This window comes from Cohaesibacter marisflavi (assembly GCF_900115225.1).
Lineage (GTDB): Bacteria > Pseudomonadota > Alphaproteobacteria > Rhizobiales > Cohaesibacteraceae > Cohaesibacter > Cohaesibacter marisflavi.
Genome location: NZ_FOVR01000014.1, coordinates 18,379 through 33,519 on the forward strand (window position 1 = coordinate 18,379; position 15,141 = coordinate 33,519).

Genomic DNA, 15,141 nt, shown 5'->3' on the forward strand with positions numbered 1-15,141 from the left:
ATGTCAGAAATCAGCCGAGTGGCCCTATTTGGCAAGTTAAACCAATTGGGGTTTCAAACCATCGAAAGCGCCACGGTTTTTTGTAAGATGCGCGGCAACCCCTATGTCGAGCTCGTTCACTGGATCCACCAGATCCTGCAATTGCAAGATAGCGATTTCCATCACCTGATCAAACACTATGACCTTGATGCATCGCGTCTTGCTTCCGATGTCGTGCGGAATCTGGATAGTCTGCCGAGAGGTGCGACGGCGATTTCCGACCTCTCACCTCATCTGGAAGAAGCCGTCGAGCGCGCGTGGGTCTATGCTTCCCTACTGTTTGGAGAATCTCAGGTGCGCACCGGCTATCTGCTATTCGGGATTCTGAAGACATCCAGTCTCAAACGTCTCATCGAGACGATCTCCCCACAATTCGCCAAAATCGATGCGGATCACTTCAGCAAAAATTATCAAGACCTTCTGGCAGGATCTCCCGAAGAGAAGCTATCCGCAAATGACAAAAGCGTTGCACTATCAGGTGATCCCGGCGAGGCATCCAATGCCGTCCCAGCCCAACTTGGTGGCGGCAATGCCCTCTCCCAATTCTGTAGCGATTTGACCGAGAAAGCGCGCCAAGGCGAAATCGATCCGATCGTCGGGCGGGATGAAGAAATCCGGCAGGTTATCGACGTGCTGATGCGTCGGAGGCAGAACAACCCAATTCTGACCGGCGAAGCGGGCGTCGGCAAAACGGCGGTTGTCGAGGGATTTGCCCTGCGCATTGCGCGCGGTGATGTGCCCGCCTCTCTTCGTGATGCACGCGTGCTCTCGCTTGATGTCGGGCTTCTTCAGGCAGGCGCATCCATGAAGGGGGAGTTTGAAAATCGCCTCAAAAGCGTGATTGAAGAGGTTCAGGCCAGCCCCAAACCGATCATCATGTTCGTTGATGAAACACATACGCTTGTTGGCGCGGGAGGCGCGGCAGGAACGGGCGATGCAGCCAATTTGCTCAAGCCTGCTCTGGCGCGCGGCACCTTGCGAACGATAGGCGCCACCACATGGGCGGAATATAAGAAGCATATCGAGAAAGACCCAGCTTTAACCCGCCGCTTTCAGGTGGTGCAGGTTGATGAGCCGAATGAGGCGCGCGCCGTTCTCATGATGCGTTGTACGGCAGCGATGTTGGAGAAACATCATCAGGTGCAAATTCTGGACGAAGCCCTGGAAGCAGCCGTTAAATTGTCCGCTCGCTATATCCCGGCAAGGCAGTTGCCTGACAAATCCGTCAGTGTGCTCGATACGGCTTGTGCCCGTGTAGCCATCAGTCTTCATGCCGTGCCCGCACCCGTTGATAATTGCCAACGGTACATCGAAGCCCTCCAGACCGAGTTGGACATCATTGGCCGCGACGAGGCTGCCGGTTTGCCCGTTGACGAAAGGCGACAGCGTACAACCAAAATCTTGGAGGAAGAAACGGAACGCCTTCAAACCCTGACGGAGCGTTGGGACGCTGAAAAAGCGCTCGTTGAAGAAATCCTCGCGTTGCGGGCAAAATTAAGGACATCCGGCCTGCCTGTCGACACCATCGACGACGCACAAGACGAGACGGAGCCCTCTGTAGACGATGCTGCAACGCGTGAGGAAACACGCGCATTGCTGCTGGAAAAACAAATTGCGCTCTCAGAATTGCAGGGAGAGGCTCCCCTCATCCTGCCTATCGTTGATGCACAGGCCGTGGGGTCCGTGGTTGCCGACTGGACCGGAATACCGGTCGGGCGGATGGTGAAGGATGAAATCCGCACGGTTCTTGATCTTGCAACACATCTATCCAAACGGGTGATCGGTCAGGACCATGCCATGGAGATGATTACATCCCGTGTCAAAGCCTCCAGAGCCGGTCTTGACAATCCCTCAAAACCGATCGGTGTCTTCATGCTGGCGGGAACCTCCGGCGTTGGTAAAACCGAAACAGCGCTGGCACTGGCCGACGTGCTTTATGGCGGAGAGCAGAATGTCATCACCATCAACATGTCAGAATTTCAGGAAGCCCACACTGTCTCAAGCCTAAAAGGTGCGCCTCCGGGCTATGTCGGCTATGGCGAAGGTGGCGTACTAACAGAAGCCGTGCGTCGCAAGCCTTACTCTGTCATTTTGCTGGACGAGGTCGAAAAGGCCCATCCGGACGTCCACGAAATCTTCTTTCAAGTCTTCGACAAAGGCTTCATGGAAGATGGTGAAGGCCGGATGATCGATTTCAGAAACACGCTCATCTTGCTCACGTCCAATGTCGGTTCCGAAGTGATCATGGATCTTTGCGCCGATCCTGAGTTGATGCCAGACCCTGATGGCATGAGCAAGGCCTTGCGCGATCCTCTTCTCAAGGTATTCCCACCAGCCCTTCTGGGACGCATGGTCACCATTCCCTACTACCCGCTTAGCCCCGAGATGATTGGCAAGATCACCGACCTTCAACTGGAACGCATTCGCAAGCGGGTGCAGGACACCTATGGGGTACCGTTCACTTATTCCGACGCTGTGATCGAGACGATTGTTTCGCGCTGTCAGGAGCTGGAAAGCGGAGGCCGCATGATTGATGCCATCATCACCAACACGATGCTCCCTGCTATCTCGACAGAGTTTCTGACACGCCAACTTGAGGGCGAGCAAATCGAGCGCATTGCCATTGATTTGGCTGATGGCGACTTCTCCTACGCATTCGACTGAGTTTTCAGAATCTTGAAATAAAAGGATTTTACCGATGGCCACCACTACCAAACACAAGTTTTATATTGTCGATCTCGTGCGCAATAAGCCCAAGAGCGAGTTCATCGAAGTACCTGCCTTCCGCGTTGATATCGAGTTCGAGGTGACGACGAAAGGCAAGACCCCTGCTCCTGAATCCCTGCTAAAGCGTCTGGAGGAAGACGCCCGCGAGGTGCTGGAAGGCAAGGAAGCAAAGATCAAGAAGCTTGCCTTCGACGCAGCTGAAGAAATCGATGGCCTGATGAAGGTGCGCCCTGTCACGCAGGATACCGCCCGGAAGGTCCAGATAATAACGGCAATCACCAACAAGGCGATCCGCGCGCTGATGGCTTCGGCCGAAGCGGAAGCCAAGAAGGTAGCGCAAGACCGCCTGAAGAAAGAAGCCCGCAACGATTCCAACCTTACTGAAGCAAGGGTCAAGACCGTAGTAAAATGGGGAAAATCCCTCCTAAAGATTTCCACCAGTGTTGGCAGACTGGTCGCAACTTCCGGAGCCGATGTCTCGGCTTATATCGCGATCGCCAAAGCACTGAAGGTCCTGTATGCCGATTTCAAAGAGCAAATGCGCGACGAGGAGAAACTGAGGAAGGTCCTCGACTCCGCCCTGACCGATTTTGCCAAACACAAGGGCGAATTGACCAAAAAGAAACAAGAGGCTGACAAAAAGCTGGCCAGCTTTGCCAGCAAGGCCGAGAAAGCTAGGAAGGACTACCGCAACAATGTAACGAAAACCCGGCATTCAACAGACAATCTGTCCAAAGCCGCAGGTAAAATCCAGGCCAAGATGAAGGCTGCCGCAACGATCAAAGAAGGGGTCAAGATTGGAGCGGAATGCATGAAGCTCAAGGGGCAGGTGCGCGTTCTGGCAACGCGTCTCGACAAGCAGGAAACCTTTCTGGACTATATCGAGGACGCGCTGAAGGATTTGGGCGCCAAGGTTGACGACAAAACACTATTGGAGCGGATTAAGGCTCTCGACCGGAAGACCATTCAGACCGAGGCCAAGAATGTCAAAGGCATTCTGAAGTCGATCACGTCAGCGGTTGAGGAATTTGCCACTTGATGGTTTTTGCTGCCCCGCTTGGGGCATCTCCCCGTAATTTTTTTCATTATGGCGCAAACCTTAAGGGGCCTCCCCTGCACTAACAAGGCAACAGGGCGTGCTCGGCAGACAAGCCGGTACGCCATCAGCCAAGTTAGGGACGGTTCAATGTCAAAAAGCGGACAGAAGTTCGTCGCGCGCAACAGGGCGCCTCGGGTACAGATCGAATATGACGTGGAGCTCTATGGAGCCGAGAAGAAAGTCCAGCTTCCGTTTGTCATGGGAGTCATGTCAGATCTTTCCGGAAAATCCGATGCTTCCCTCCCAAGCGTTGCTGATCGAAAATTTCTGGAAATTGATATCGATAATTTCGATGAGCGCATGAAAGCGCTTCGCCCGAGAGCGGCCTTCTCGGTGCCAAACACCCTGACTGGTGACGGCAATCTGAACATCGATCTTTCGTTCGAAAGCATGGAGGATTTTTCTCCGGCCGCAATCGCAAAAAAGGTATCTCCCCTGAACAAGCTGCTTGAAGCAAGAACCCGGCTTTCTCATCTCGCCACTTATATGGACGGCAAGACGGGAGCTGAAGATCTTATTGCCAAGCTGATAGCCGATCCTCAGGCGCTCACCGCTATTCTCGCGTCAGCGGGAGATTCTTCCGCCACGCCTCAAAACCATGCAGAAGCCATTGAAAGTTTGAGGCAAGCGGCATCCAATACAGAAATGGCGGCAGAAGAAGATACAACTGGGGCCGCCCTTAATAGCCTGCGCGATATCCCTAGCCGCGACCTTCAGGAAAAGCCAGACGAGAGACACGCGGCGTTTGAAAGCCTGCTATCCTCATCGGCCGCCCCATCCATGGAAGAAGAAGACCCGACCGAGGCTGTGTTCGATGCGTTGCGGTCACATCAGACCGAGCCAGAAGTAGATGACGACGAAAGGGACATCGCCTTCAACAGTCTTCTGGCAGGGCGCGACGAAGGCGAGAGCGGAGAACAGCAAGATCTTGGCCTGATTTCCGATGGAGAACAGGATCTTGATTTATTGCTTGCTGACGAAGACGCGCCTGACGCCGACGATACAAAGGCAAGCTTTTCTGATCTGGAAGCAGATGGTGATACAACGATAGAAAGCCCCTCATTCGACTTGGATGAGGCCGGCTCTCAGGACAGTGAGTTGCCTCTCGATGGGCTGTTTGAAGAGCAAGACGCAGAGGACGATGATCAGCCTGACGAGCTGGAAGCGCTCCTACTAGATCGTGATGATGATGAAGAGGAAGAGAGCGAAGACGAACCAACGATCACGGAGCCTTTTGGCATTCTTTCCCTTGACCAACCCCAAGATATTGACGCATCGCGGCCCAAATTCCGCATAGCGCTTTTGGGCGATTTTACAGGGCGTGCCAACCGTGGGGATCTGGCAACGGGCGATGATCTCGCCAATCGCAAGCCGATCAAACTCGATGTCGACAATCTAGACACCATCATAGCCAGATTTGCGACTACCTTGCTTCTGCCTTTGGGCAAGGATGGTGCTGGCATCGAAGTCAAGTTAAACAGTCTTGATGACCTTCATCCCGATGAACTCTATGAAAATGTGTCAATTTTCGAAGAGCTGTCTTCCCTCCGCCAAAGCGTCGCCGCTGGCACCGCCTCGTCTCTTTCCAAACTGAGAGACCTCACTGTCGAACCAATCGATATCGAACATTTGCCACGAACCAGAGCCAAGGGCAGTTCCGTGCCGGCCAACCGAAAACTCGGCGATTTCCAGCGTTTGATCGGTGATGAAGAAGGCATCACAGTCACAGCAACACCAGCAGAAGACCTTATCAATCGAGTGGTTGCCCCTTATGTGAAGGCAGCCGCGGACCCCGATCAACAAAGCTATCTTGCGGCCATCGACAACGCCTTGTCAGGTGTCATGAGAGCCATTTTGCATCATCCGGATTTTCAGGCCGTCGAGTCAACCTGGCGTTCGCTTGACTTGCTTGCCAGACGGGTCGAGACCGACGCTTCGCTCGAGATTGTTCTCTATGATGTCTCAGCCGAAGAATGGGCTGCGGATCTGTCCGCTCAGGATGAGTTGTCTGAAAGTGGTCTCTTCCGGATGCTGGCCGAAGAGCCGCGCCTTGATGAGGCTCAAGGCCCCCTGTCTGCTATTTTCGGGCTGTACAGCTTGGAGGAAACCCCACCCCACGCGGAGCTTCTCGCCCGTATGGCAAAGATTTCTGCATGGATGAAAGCGCCGTTTGTTTCGGCCATCTCTCCGAAGTTTCTTGAAATATCTAAAGAGGATCGTCATCCGGCAACAGCCAAATCATGGGACGCCATGCGCGCGCTACCGGAAGCGGCCTATGTCGGCCTTGCCTCGCCGCGCTTTTTATTGCGGTTGCCATATGGACGCAAAACCGAACCGGTAGACCCTTTCGATTTTGAAGAATTCACCCTTCGCAGTGGTTTGAAAGGCATGCTCTGGGCCAATCCCGTCATTCTATCAGCAATCCTGATGGCAAAAACCGTGAGCAGCATGGGCAAATCGATGGAGTTGGGCAAGATCATGTCTCTGGATGACATGCCAGTCCACACCATGAATGATCAGTTTGGCGACCAGATCGCCTTGCCCTGCACCGAGCGCCTTCTGAACACGCGTACAATGGCCGATGTCGTGACACGCGGCTTCATCCCGCTGCTGTCCGTCAAGGGGCGCAACGAAGTGCGGCAAGGCTCCTTTCAGGCATTGAGCGGCTCGATGCTCGCAGGCCCTTGGGCTTCCATCACGACGCCTGCCAATGCAACAGGTGATACGACCCTCAGTTTTTCGGCCGCGCTATCGAAATCCGATGAAGACACCGAAATTGAAAATGAAGATTTGGCGTCAGAAATCTCAGGCACTGGCGACGATGATCTCGGACTAGACCTCGATCTGACCGCTGACGATAGCGATAGTGACGCGCTTACCGACGATGACGCTGACAGCAACGGTGATGTGGATCTGGATAGCCTGTTGGCTGAGTTCGATGATGAAACAGATGACACGCCGTCTTCGGACGACGACGAAGACGAAGACGATCTCGATGCCGAGCTGGCAGCACTTCTGGAGGGGCTATGATGCTTGATGGAGATAACACCACCCCGGACGAGACCGTCAGCGAAAATGGAACCGCCGCCTCCATCCTCATAGCGCAGCTTGATGAGGGCTATTGGCTTATCGAGGGTGACCAGCATCTCGCTGCATTGCTATCAGCGGAAGAGCCTTACCCAACGCCTGTTTATTGTGTCCGGTTTGCAAGCAAGTTCGAGATGGCCTCCCTGCCCTCAGGCGGCATAGACACTGCCGATCTGTGGGCCATTCACACCGGCATTATCGATCGCCTGAAGCGCGAGAACCAACTCGTCCTTGTCGACTATTCGCAAAGCGCATGACCCTTCTTTCAAACGGTGAAAGGTAAAATAATGGCAAGTCAATCTATTCTGGAAGGCCGTCAGGTCCGCCTTGAATTGCCCAATAACCTGAAGGGTTTTTTGATGCGCGCCCAGATCGATGAAGGACTGAGCCGGATAACCGAGACGACAATCGAGTTCATGTCTCCAGATATCGATCTGGACCTGCAAAAGGTTGTTGGAGAGCGGATGCGCCTTGAAGTCGATGCCCCGAAAAACAAGATCCGCTATTTTCAGGGCCACTGTGTCGCCGCGGAATATCTTGGCTCCCACGCTGGCCGAGGGTATTTTCGAGCCGAGGTGCGCCCGTGGCTATGGTTCCTGACACGCACGACAGACTGCCGTGTCTTTCAGGACAAGTCCGTGATTGATGTCATCAAGGAGATCTTCAATCAGCACGGTTTCTCTGATTTCAAGGATTCAACCAAGCAGAGTTACAAACCGCGCGACTATTGCGTTCAATATCAGGAAACGGACTTTGCCTTCGTCTCGCGCCTTATGGAAGAGGAAGGCATCTATTATTACATCACGCACGAAAAGTCGAAAGAGACCCTCGTTCTGGCCGACGATGCAAGCACGCATAAAGCAGTTGAGGACAATGCAGAGATAGAGTTCTATTTTCGTGAACCACACTATCGTCGCGCCGATGACCATATCTTTGAGTGGCGCGGTGGAGAGAGCATCCAGTCCGGCAAGGTTACGCTACAAGACTATGATTTCGAGAAACCGAAATCAGACCTTAGAACGGTAAAAGCTCTGCCGCGCGGCAAGCACTCATATAAATCTTACGAAGTCTATCAATATCCGGGACGCCACAGAGAACTTCGTCTTGGCGAGCATCATGCCCGTGTCAAGATTGAAGGCATCGCGGCTCAGGCGCAACGGGCCATGGGCGTGTGCAATGTGCAACAGATGATGGCTGGAGGGAAATTCAAGCTCAAAAAGCATCCTCGCAAGGCCGAAAATGCGGAATATCTCGTTCTTTCCGCCTGCCACCAACTACAGATCGACGCCGATATCGATGACAGGGAAATCATTGATGCGATACTGGGCCCGACCCTCACCTTCGATCATACGAACACCATCGATATCTACAGATGTTCCTTTGAAGTTCAGCCTATCAGCGTCGCTTTTCGCGCGCCCCAGATCACGCCTCGCCCGCCTCATCCGGGCATCCAGACTGCGGTCGTAGTCGGCAAGAAGGGCGAAGAAATCTGGACCGATGAATATGGCCGGATCAAGGTTCAGTTCCATTGGGATCGCGAGGGCAAGAGAGACGACAAATCCTCCTGCTGGATTCGAACCACGGTTCCATGGAGCGGCAAGGGCTGGGGCATGGTGGGCGTGCCGCGTATGGGACAGGAAGTGGTTGTTCAGTTCGAGGATGGCGATCCGGATCGCCCGATCGTAACAGGCATGGTCTATAATGGCGACACCAAGCTGCCCTACAAACTACCAGCCAATCAGACACAAAGCGGATTGAAGACAAACTCCTCCAAGGGCGGTGGCGGCTTCAATGAGCTGGTGTTTGAAGACAAGAAAAACGCGGAGTTTGTCCGTTTCCAGTCCGAGCGCGACTATAAGCAGATCATCAAGAACAATGCCGAGGTGACCATAGGGCTCGAACACAAGAAGGGCGGCACCTTCACCCAGACGATCCATGGCACAAAAACCGAGACCATCCGCGAGGGAGATCACAGCTTCACTGTGACCAAGGGCAAGGAAGATATCTCGGTTGCCCAGACGCGTAAGACCGGCATCGGCGGGGAAGATCATTTGCGTGTCGACAAGGATCAATCCGTCCACATTCTTGGCGCCAAATCCGACGATATTGCCGACAACTACGATATCGACGTGGGCGATGCGCTGACGATCACGGCCAAATCCCGGATCACGCTCAAATGCGGTGGCTCAACCATCGAGATGACCCCGACGAAGGTCACCATTTCTACCACCCAGATCGAATTCAAGGCAAAGGCCACTGCCAAATTCACCGCCGGAGCCCAGTTGAAGATGGAAGGCAAAGGCCAAGCCTCCCTCAAGGGCGGCGGTATGTTGAAGCTCGAAGGCGGAGGCATGACGCAGGTGAAATCTTCCGGAATGCTGCTCGTCAAAGGCGCTTTGACGATGATCAATTAGCAGGAGGCAACATGACGATCAGCACACGATTTTCAGATTTGAAAAAACTGCCAGAAATTCCTGCTGCAAAGGCGCTGGCAACTGGAAACGTCGTTTTGCAAACATCGCTTGAGGCCCACGCGAGTGCCTCCATACCCGAAGTTCTCACCGAATTGGAAGCAAAGGGCGCCCTTGTCGATATGCTGCAACTGTTGGCCCACGCATTGCCCGCCAGAGAGGCAACATGGTGGTCGTGCCTTGCGGCGCGGGAAACCCTCGCTTCGGACGCCCTTGTTCCTGCCTCGGTTCAGGCGGCCGAGGCATGGGTGCGTCAACCCGGCGTAGCAACCAGAACCCAAGCCCGTGCAGCCCTCGATCGGGCGGGCAACGAAGACAATACAGCCTTTTGCGCAATGGCGGCGAGTTTTGCAGCAGGCACTCTGGGCCCTGGCCATTTGAATGACTATGACGCACCACCGGGGGCCGTCGGTTTTGCCGTATTCGGAATGGTGCTGGACGCACTCTTTCATGACGAGGATCAGGTGGAAACCAATGGTCCATTGCTCTTGGAACGCGCACTCAATATTGCGCGCGGCGGCAACGGCAATGTTGCTGAGCCTGCGCCAATTCCATCCGAGAAGGAGACCAGATCATGACACTCCCTGCCGCCCGCATCGGAGACAATCACGTTTGCCCTATGGTGACTGGCATCATTCCTCATATCGGAGGCCCCATCGTCGTTCCCTGCCCGACGGTGCTCATAGGCAAAATGCCTGCCGCAACAGCAACCTCCATGGCGGTCTGTGTCGGTCCGCCTGACATGGTGGCCAAAGGCTCCACCAAAGTGCTGACAGGCAAGAAGCCGCAGGCGCGATTGGGGGACACATGCGCCCATGGAGGCGTCATCGTCATGGGCTGCCCAACCGTTTTGGTAGGAGGATAGCGGCATGGGTTTGACCCTCAAATTGATGAATTCAGGCGCGATGCCGGGCGACAAAGCCATGGTTGATATGGTGGATGGCACCGTAACGATCGGACGCGGTGAAGACAATGATCTTTCCCTGCCTGATCCGGAACGCGCCCTGTCCAAACGCCATTGTGTGGTCGAAGAAAGGAATGGTGACTATCTCATCGTCGACATCAGCACCAACGGCACATATCTCAACTATGGCTCAGAGCGAATAGGCGATATCCCGACACCACTCAACAATGGCGATGTCATCCAGTTGGGGGCCTATGAACTGGTCGTCACGATCGGTAAGAACCAGCCCGATGCCAATGACGCCATGCCGATGCCTCCAGCCGATGCCAGCGAGATCATTCCGCAAGCAGCAAGAAGCGGGCGGGCTCCTTCGGATATTCAGGATTCCCTTGATGATATTGACGCTCCGTGGGACGACATCATCAGCGCCCCTATCGCCACCGAACAATCCCAGCCAGAAAATGCGCCGGTTTGGAAGCGGCAAGCCATTCCAGATGATCCCTTCTCCGGCGATCCGATTTCAGAGCCACTCGACCCTTTTGAAGACATCTCGGTCTCTGATGATCCATTTGCCCAAGCCCCTGCACCGGAAGACTTTTCATTCGACGCCCCCCCCTTGCTACCGATAGATGCAGGAGAAAGCCTCAAGGATCACTCCCCCTCTTCACAGGATCACTTCACGCGCCCGGCCGTGCAAGCCCCGATTATCCCGGACGATTGGGATGAGATGTTTGCTCCGAAGACGGAGCCATCCCCTTCCATGGCAGAGCACGATACCCCTGCCGCGCCGATGCCAGACGCCCCGCCGGTACAGGTCTCACAGCCAACAGCTGAGGCACCAAGACAACCGAAGCGCCCACAAGGTGACACCGGCGATGCGGCTCGCGCTTTTCTCGGAGGAGCTGGCATGAAGCATCTCGATATCCCTCCGCACGAAATGGAACAAACCATGGCGCGCATGGGACGTGTCTTTGCAGCAATGGTGAGTGGCATGCGCGAAATCCTGATGACACGGGCCTCGATCAAGAGCGAATTGCGCATGGAGCGCACTATGGTCAACCAGGGAGGCAACAATCCTCTTAAATTCTCAATCAGTGCCGAGCAAGCCGTAGAAGCCATGATCCGGCCAACCGTGCACGGCTATCAGGATGCGGAAACGGCAACCACAGAAGCGCTGAATGATATCAAGGCCCACGAAGTGGCGATGATGTCCGGCATGGACGCCGCTCTCAAAGATTTGCTGTTTCGCCTTGGCCCCGATCAGCTCTCCCAGAGGATCGAATCCGGCTCGACCCTTGGCGGTCTCCTTGGCGGCAGAAAAGCCAAATATTGGGAAGCCTACGAAAAAATGTACGCCCAGATAGCCCGCGAAACCGAAGATGACTTCCAGTCTGCATTCGGGAGGGAATTTGCACGGGCCTATGAAGAACAGCTGAAAAAACTCTGAAAGGATAAACCATGCGTACCAGACTTATGTTACTCGCAGCCGCCCTTTTGTTTGCCTTGGCTGGCTGCAACGGCCCCTCGGCCACCACGGTCAATATCTCGGCAGCAGGGAGTGCCAACATGAACGGCGGCGCACCTGTAAAACTCAAGGTCTTTTACCTCAAGTCAGCTGGCAATTTTGCATCGGCAGACTTTTTTGCCCTGTTCAACAAGGGCAGCGAAACGCTTGGAGATAATCTCCTTGGCACGGACGACATCCAGATGGTGCCGGGAAGAACTGCCAACAAAAGCCGCAGCCTTGCAACCGAACCGACAGCAGTGGGGATCGTGGCCGCCTTTCGCGATATTGGCGGCGCAAAATTCTTGGCAGTGCGCCGGATCTCCCCCGGTCAGGAGAACAACCTCAAGGTCATCGTCTCCGGAAACAGCGTTTCGATCCGATAGACAAGTCGTCACCCAAAAAGCTTAAAGCCCGCTCAAGCAGAAAAGCCGAGCGGGTTTATTTTTACCAAAAAAGGGCAATTTCAGATCAGATCCAATGAACCCTGTCGATGCTCTCCGGCACTTACAGTCAGCTTATGTCTTTGCAGGCAGAAGGGCTGAAACTGAATTGCCAGAGGAGAAGAGTACGCGTGTCCTGGGAAAACAAGGTTGTATGGCAGGAAGGACTTTTCCTCCAACCGCATCACTTCCAGCAGCATGATCGCTATGTCGAGGCGCTGGTCGACGGGGTAACATCAGCCGTCTCCCCCTATGTCTGGGGCTTGCGCGAACTGACGCTGGATGAAGATCTCCTCAAACTGGGCAAGATCGCGGTGAAGAGCTGCACCGGCCTGACCCCGGACGGGGTTACCTTCAAGATTCCCCAAACAGAAGACCATCCGCCTGCTCTGGACGTGCCGACCACAGTCAAGAATTCCATTGTCTATCTGGCTGTGCCTATTCGGCGCCATGGTGCCGTCGAGGTCGACATGAGCGACGCGCCCCAATCGGCATCTCGCTACCGTCCAGAAGAAATAGAGATTACCGATAGCATGGGCCGCGATGGTCGAGCCGTGCAAATGGCGATTTGCAAGTTGCGTCTGCAATTTGCTCTGGACCTTGATGAACTGACAGACCAGATCGTTATTCCCGTAGCACGCATCATAGAGGTACGGCAGGACAAGGAAATCATTCTGGACAACGCCTTCATCCCCACTTGCACAGACATACGGGCGGCACGTCCGTTGCATGGCTTTCTGCATGAACTGGAGGGCCTTCTGAGCCATCGCGCAGAGGCGTTGGCCGGACGGTTGAATCAGGACGGCAGTGCCAAAGGCGTCTCTGAAATCTCCGATTTCCTCCTGCTCATTTCCATCAATAGGGCCTTGCCATCCATCCGGCACCTTTTGTCGATTGAGAATATCCATCCGCATATTGTTTATCAGACGCTGGCGAGCCTTGCCGGTGAGCTATCAACCTTTATGGCGGCACAAAAGCTTGCGCCTCAGTTTGCCCCCTATCGCCATGATGATCTGACCAACATTTTCCAACCTCTATTCCAGACATTGCGCAGGCATTTGAGCGCTGTCCTTGAGCAAAATGCGGTTTCCATTCCGATCGAAGCAAGAAAATACGGCGTCTCTGTTGCGATGATTTCGGACAAGCGCCTTGTTACCTCCGCCACCTTCATACTCGCCGCCAAAGCCAGCGTACCGCTTGAAAGCATCAGGCGGCACTTCCCGACACAGGCGAAACTGGGCCCGGTGGAAGACATTCGCCAGCTGGTCAACTCGGCTCTGCCCGGTATTGACCTCAGACCGCTTCCTGTTGCGCCTCGTCAGGTGCCCTATCATTCGGGTGTTGTGTATTTCGAGCTCGATAACACGAGCACCTACTGGAAGCAGATCACGACGTCTGGCGGACTTGCTGTGCATGTATCTGGTGAATTCCCCGACCTTGAAATGGAACTCTGGGCCATTCGATAGCCCCCAAGGAGCGCATGATGACGTCCGATGATCCTTTTGCAGAGCCGTTCGATACTGACAAGACCGTGATCCGGCCCAATCCCGGAGGGCGCCGGCAAACGACGGCCAAGCAGCCAACCCCGAAGCCGCAACCGGCACACTCTGCGCCCACCCCATCCGCCGCTCCACCAGTTGGCGCCGGGGGCACCATACCTGTTGTGCCCACCAGCGCGGCGACAACCGGGATGAACCCGCTCAACGCAGCGGCCTCGACACTGTTTTCCCTTGTGGCGCGCATCAGGAACCGGGCCCAGCATTCCGACCCGGCTGCGCTGCGCCAAAGCGTTGTCAATGAAATCCGGACATTCGGAAATACCGCCCAGCAGAATGGTGTCCCTGTCCAGTCAATTCGCGCTGCACGTTATGCCATATGCGCAACGATTGACGATGTCGTGCTCAACACCCCTTGGGGCGGCCAGAGCATTTGGGCGCAACAAAGCATGGTTGGCACCTTCCACAAGGAGACCCATGGCGGCGACCGCTTCTACGAATTGCTCTCCAGTCTAGAAAAAGCGCCCTCTCAGAATCTCGACTTGCTCGAATTCCTCTATATGTGCCTTAGCCTGGGCTTTGAAGGACGCTTGCGCGTGGAGCCGCGCGGCTCGGAAAAGCACCTCTCCATTCGAGACGGACTGGCTCGCCTCATCCGAACGCACAGAGGTGACACGGATCGCGATCTCTCGCCACATTGGCGAGGGGCCAACGTGGCTCACAGGATCCTGTCCAACTGGGTACCGGTATGGAGCACCGGAGCTGTTGTGCTCGCGGGCATGTGCCTTTTGTTCTTCGGTTTTTCTTTTGCATTGAGCCAGGACACAGATCTTCTGCGCGGCAAGATCACGGCGCTCAATGTCAGCGGGCCGGTTGTTCTGGAGCGTCCTGCACCGCCACCACCACCTCCGCCGCCAGCCCCAAAGGAAGTCGAAGCGATCGAAACCGTCTCGGCCTTCCTTGAACCGGAAATCAAGGAAGGGCTCGTTTCCGTCGAAAAGATTGGCAACACACTGGTTGTCCGGCTGGCAGGCAAAGGCATGTTCCCGTCTGCCTCCGATAGCCTTGAGACACGCTTTGAAACCGTTGTTGATCGTGTCGCCGAAGCCCTTGATGACGAAGACGGGAAAATCATTGTCGCCGGTCATTCAGACAATATTCCCATCAGCACGGCGCGCTTTCCCTCCAATCTGGCCTTGTCTTTGGCCAGAGCTAAATCGGTCATGAACCGCATTTCGGAAAAGCTATCCGACAAAGACCGTATCTCTGCGGAAGGGCGTGCCGACAAGGAACCCATCGCGTCAAACGAAACCGCAGAAGGGCGCGCCAAGAACCGTCGCATCGAAGTTATTCTAGTGAAGGCGAGCTGAG

General features: G+C 54.9%; 11 protein-coding genes. All 11 read left to right on the plus strand.

Annotation, left to right across the window (positions count from 1 at the left end; all coding sequences use genetic code 11):
• The 11 genes from tssH to icmH all read left to right on the plus strand — a co-directional run bounded on the left by tssH (window position 1) and on the right by icmH (window position 15,140).
• The gene (gene tssH, locus BM258_RS20050) at window positions 1-2,703 is read left to right on the plus strand and encodes a type VI secretion system ATPase TssH (protein WP_090075020.1); all 2,703 of its coding nucleotides are present in this window, start codon (window positions 1-3) and stop codon (window positions 2,701-2,703) included.
• A 34-nt stretch (window positions 2,704-2,737) separates the two neighbouring features.
• Window positions 2,738-3,805 (plus strand): hypothetical protein, encoded by a 1,068-nt coding sequence (locus BM258_RS20055; RefSeq protein ID WP_090075021.1) that lies wholly within the window; start codon window positions 2,738-2,740, stop codon window positions 3,803-3,805.
• Between the two features lie 147 nt (window positions 3,806-3,952).
• Entirely contained in the window at window positions 3,953-6,895 is a 2,943-nt protein-coding gene (gene tssB, locus BM258_RS20060; RefSeq protein ID WP_090075022.1) for a type VI secretion system contractile sheath small subunit, read from the plus strand.
• Window positions 6,892-7,209: a hypothetical protein gene (locus BM258_RS20065; RefSeq protein WP_090075023.1), complete on the plus strand. Its 318-nt coding sequence runs from the start codon at window positions 6,892-6,894 to the stop codon at window positions 7,207-7,209. Before tssB ends, BM258_RS20065 begins: the two co-directional genes overlap by 4 nt.
• 30 nt (window positions 7,210-7,239) lie before the next feature.
• The gene (locus BM258_RS20070; protein WP_090075024.1) at window positions 7,240-9,366 is read left to right on the plus strand and encodes a type VI secretion system Vgr family protein; all 2,127 of its coding nucleotides are present in this window, start codon (window positions 7,240-7,242) and stop codon (window positions 9,364-9,366) included.
• A gap of 11 nt (window positions 9,367-9,377) precedes the next feature.
• Window positions 9,378-10,001 carry a DUF6931 family protein gene (locus BM258_RS20075; protein WP_210186824.1) on the plus strand — a complete coding sequence of 208 codons (624 nt, stop codon included), beginning with the start codon at window positions 9,378-9,380 and terminating at the stop codon, window positions 9,999-10,001.
• Window positions 9,998-10,288, plus strand: a complete 291-nt coding sequence (locus tag BM258_RS20080; RefSeq protein WP_090075025.1) for a PAAR domain-containing protein — start codon at window positions 9,998-10,000, stop codon at window positions 10,286-10,288. Before BM258_RS20075 ends, BM258_RS20080 begins: the two co-directional genes overlap by 4 nt.
• A gap of 4 nt (window positions 10,289-10,292) precedes the next feature.
• A complete protein-coding gene (gene tagH / locus BM258_RS20085; RefSeq protein WP_090075026.1) occupies window positions 10,293-11,774 on the plus strand; it encodes a type VI secretion system-associated FHA domain protein TagH in 1,482 nt (493 codons plus the stop codon).
• Window positions 11,775-11,785: 11 nt separating this feature from the next.
• Window positions 11,786-12,217 carry a type VI secretion system lipoprotein TssJ gene (gene tssJ / locus BM258_RS20090; RefSeq protein ID WP_090075027.1) on the plus strand — a complete coding sequence of 144 codons (432 nt, stop codon included), beginning with the start codon at window positions 11,786-11,788 and terminating at the stop codon, window positions 12,215-12,217.
• Window positions 12,218-12,405: 188 nt separating this feature from the next.
• Window positions 12,406-13,740 (plus strand): type VI secretion system baseplate subunit TssK, encoded by a 1,335-nt coding sequence (gene tssK, locus BM258_RS20095; RefSeq protein ID WP_090075028.1) that lies wholly within the window; start codon window positions 12,406-12,408, stop codon window positions 13,738-13,740.
• Between the two features lie 17 nt (window positions 13,741-13,757).
• Window positions 13,758-15,140 (plus strand): type IVB secretion system protein IcmH/DotU, encoded by a 1,383-nt coding sequence (gene icmH / locus BM258_RS20100; protein ID WP_090075095.1) that lies wholly within the window; start codon window positions 13,758-13,760, stop codon window positions 15,138-15,140.
• Window position 15,141 lies beyond the last annotated feature (1 nt).

Bases quoted from the DNA above. Each gene is read 5' to 3' on its own strand.
- BM258_RS20055 (WP_090075021.1), top strand. From the start codon at position 2,738: ATGGCCACCACTACCAAACACAAGTTTTATATTGTCGATCTCGTGCGC.
- tssJ (WP_090075027.1), top strand. From the start codon at position 11,786: ATGCGTACCAGACTTATGTTACTCGCAGCCGCCCTTTTGTTTGCCTTG.
- tssH (WP_090075020.1), top strand. From the start codon at position 1: ATGTCAGAAATCAGCCGAGTGGCCCTATTTGGCAAGTTAAACCAATTG.
- BM258_RS20070 (WP_090075024.1), top strand. From the start codon at position 7,240: ATGGCAAGTCAATCTATTCTGGAAGGCCGTCAGGTCCGCCTTGAATTG.
- tssB (WP_090075022.1), top strand. From the start codon at position 3,953: ATGTCAAAAAGCGGACAGAAGTTCGTCGCGCGCAACAGGGCGCCTCGG.
- tagH (WP_090075026.1), top strand. From the start codon at position 10,293: ATGGGTTTGACCCTCAAATTGATGAATTCAGGCGCGATGCCGGGCGAC.
- BM258_RS20080 (WP_090075025.1), top strand. From the start codon at position 9,998: ATGACACTCCCTGCCGCCCGCATCGGAGACAATCACGTTTGCCCTATG.
- BM258_RS20075 (WP_210186824.1), top strand. From the start codon at position 9,378: ATGACGATCAGCACACGATTTTCAGATTTGAAAAAACTGCCAGAAATT.
- icmH (WP_090075095.1), top strand. From the start codon at position 13,758: ATGACGTCCGATGATCCTTTTGCAGAGCCGTTCGATACTGACAAGACC.
- BM258_RS20065 (WP_090075023.1), top strand. From the start codon at position 6,892: ATGATGCTTGATGGAGATAACACCACCCCGGACGAGACCGTCAGCGAA.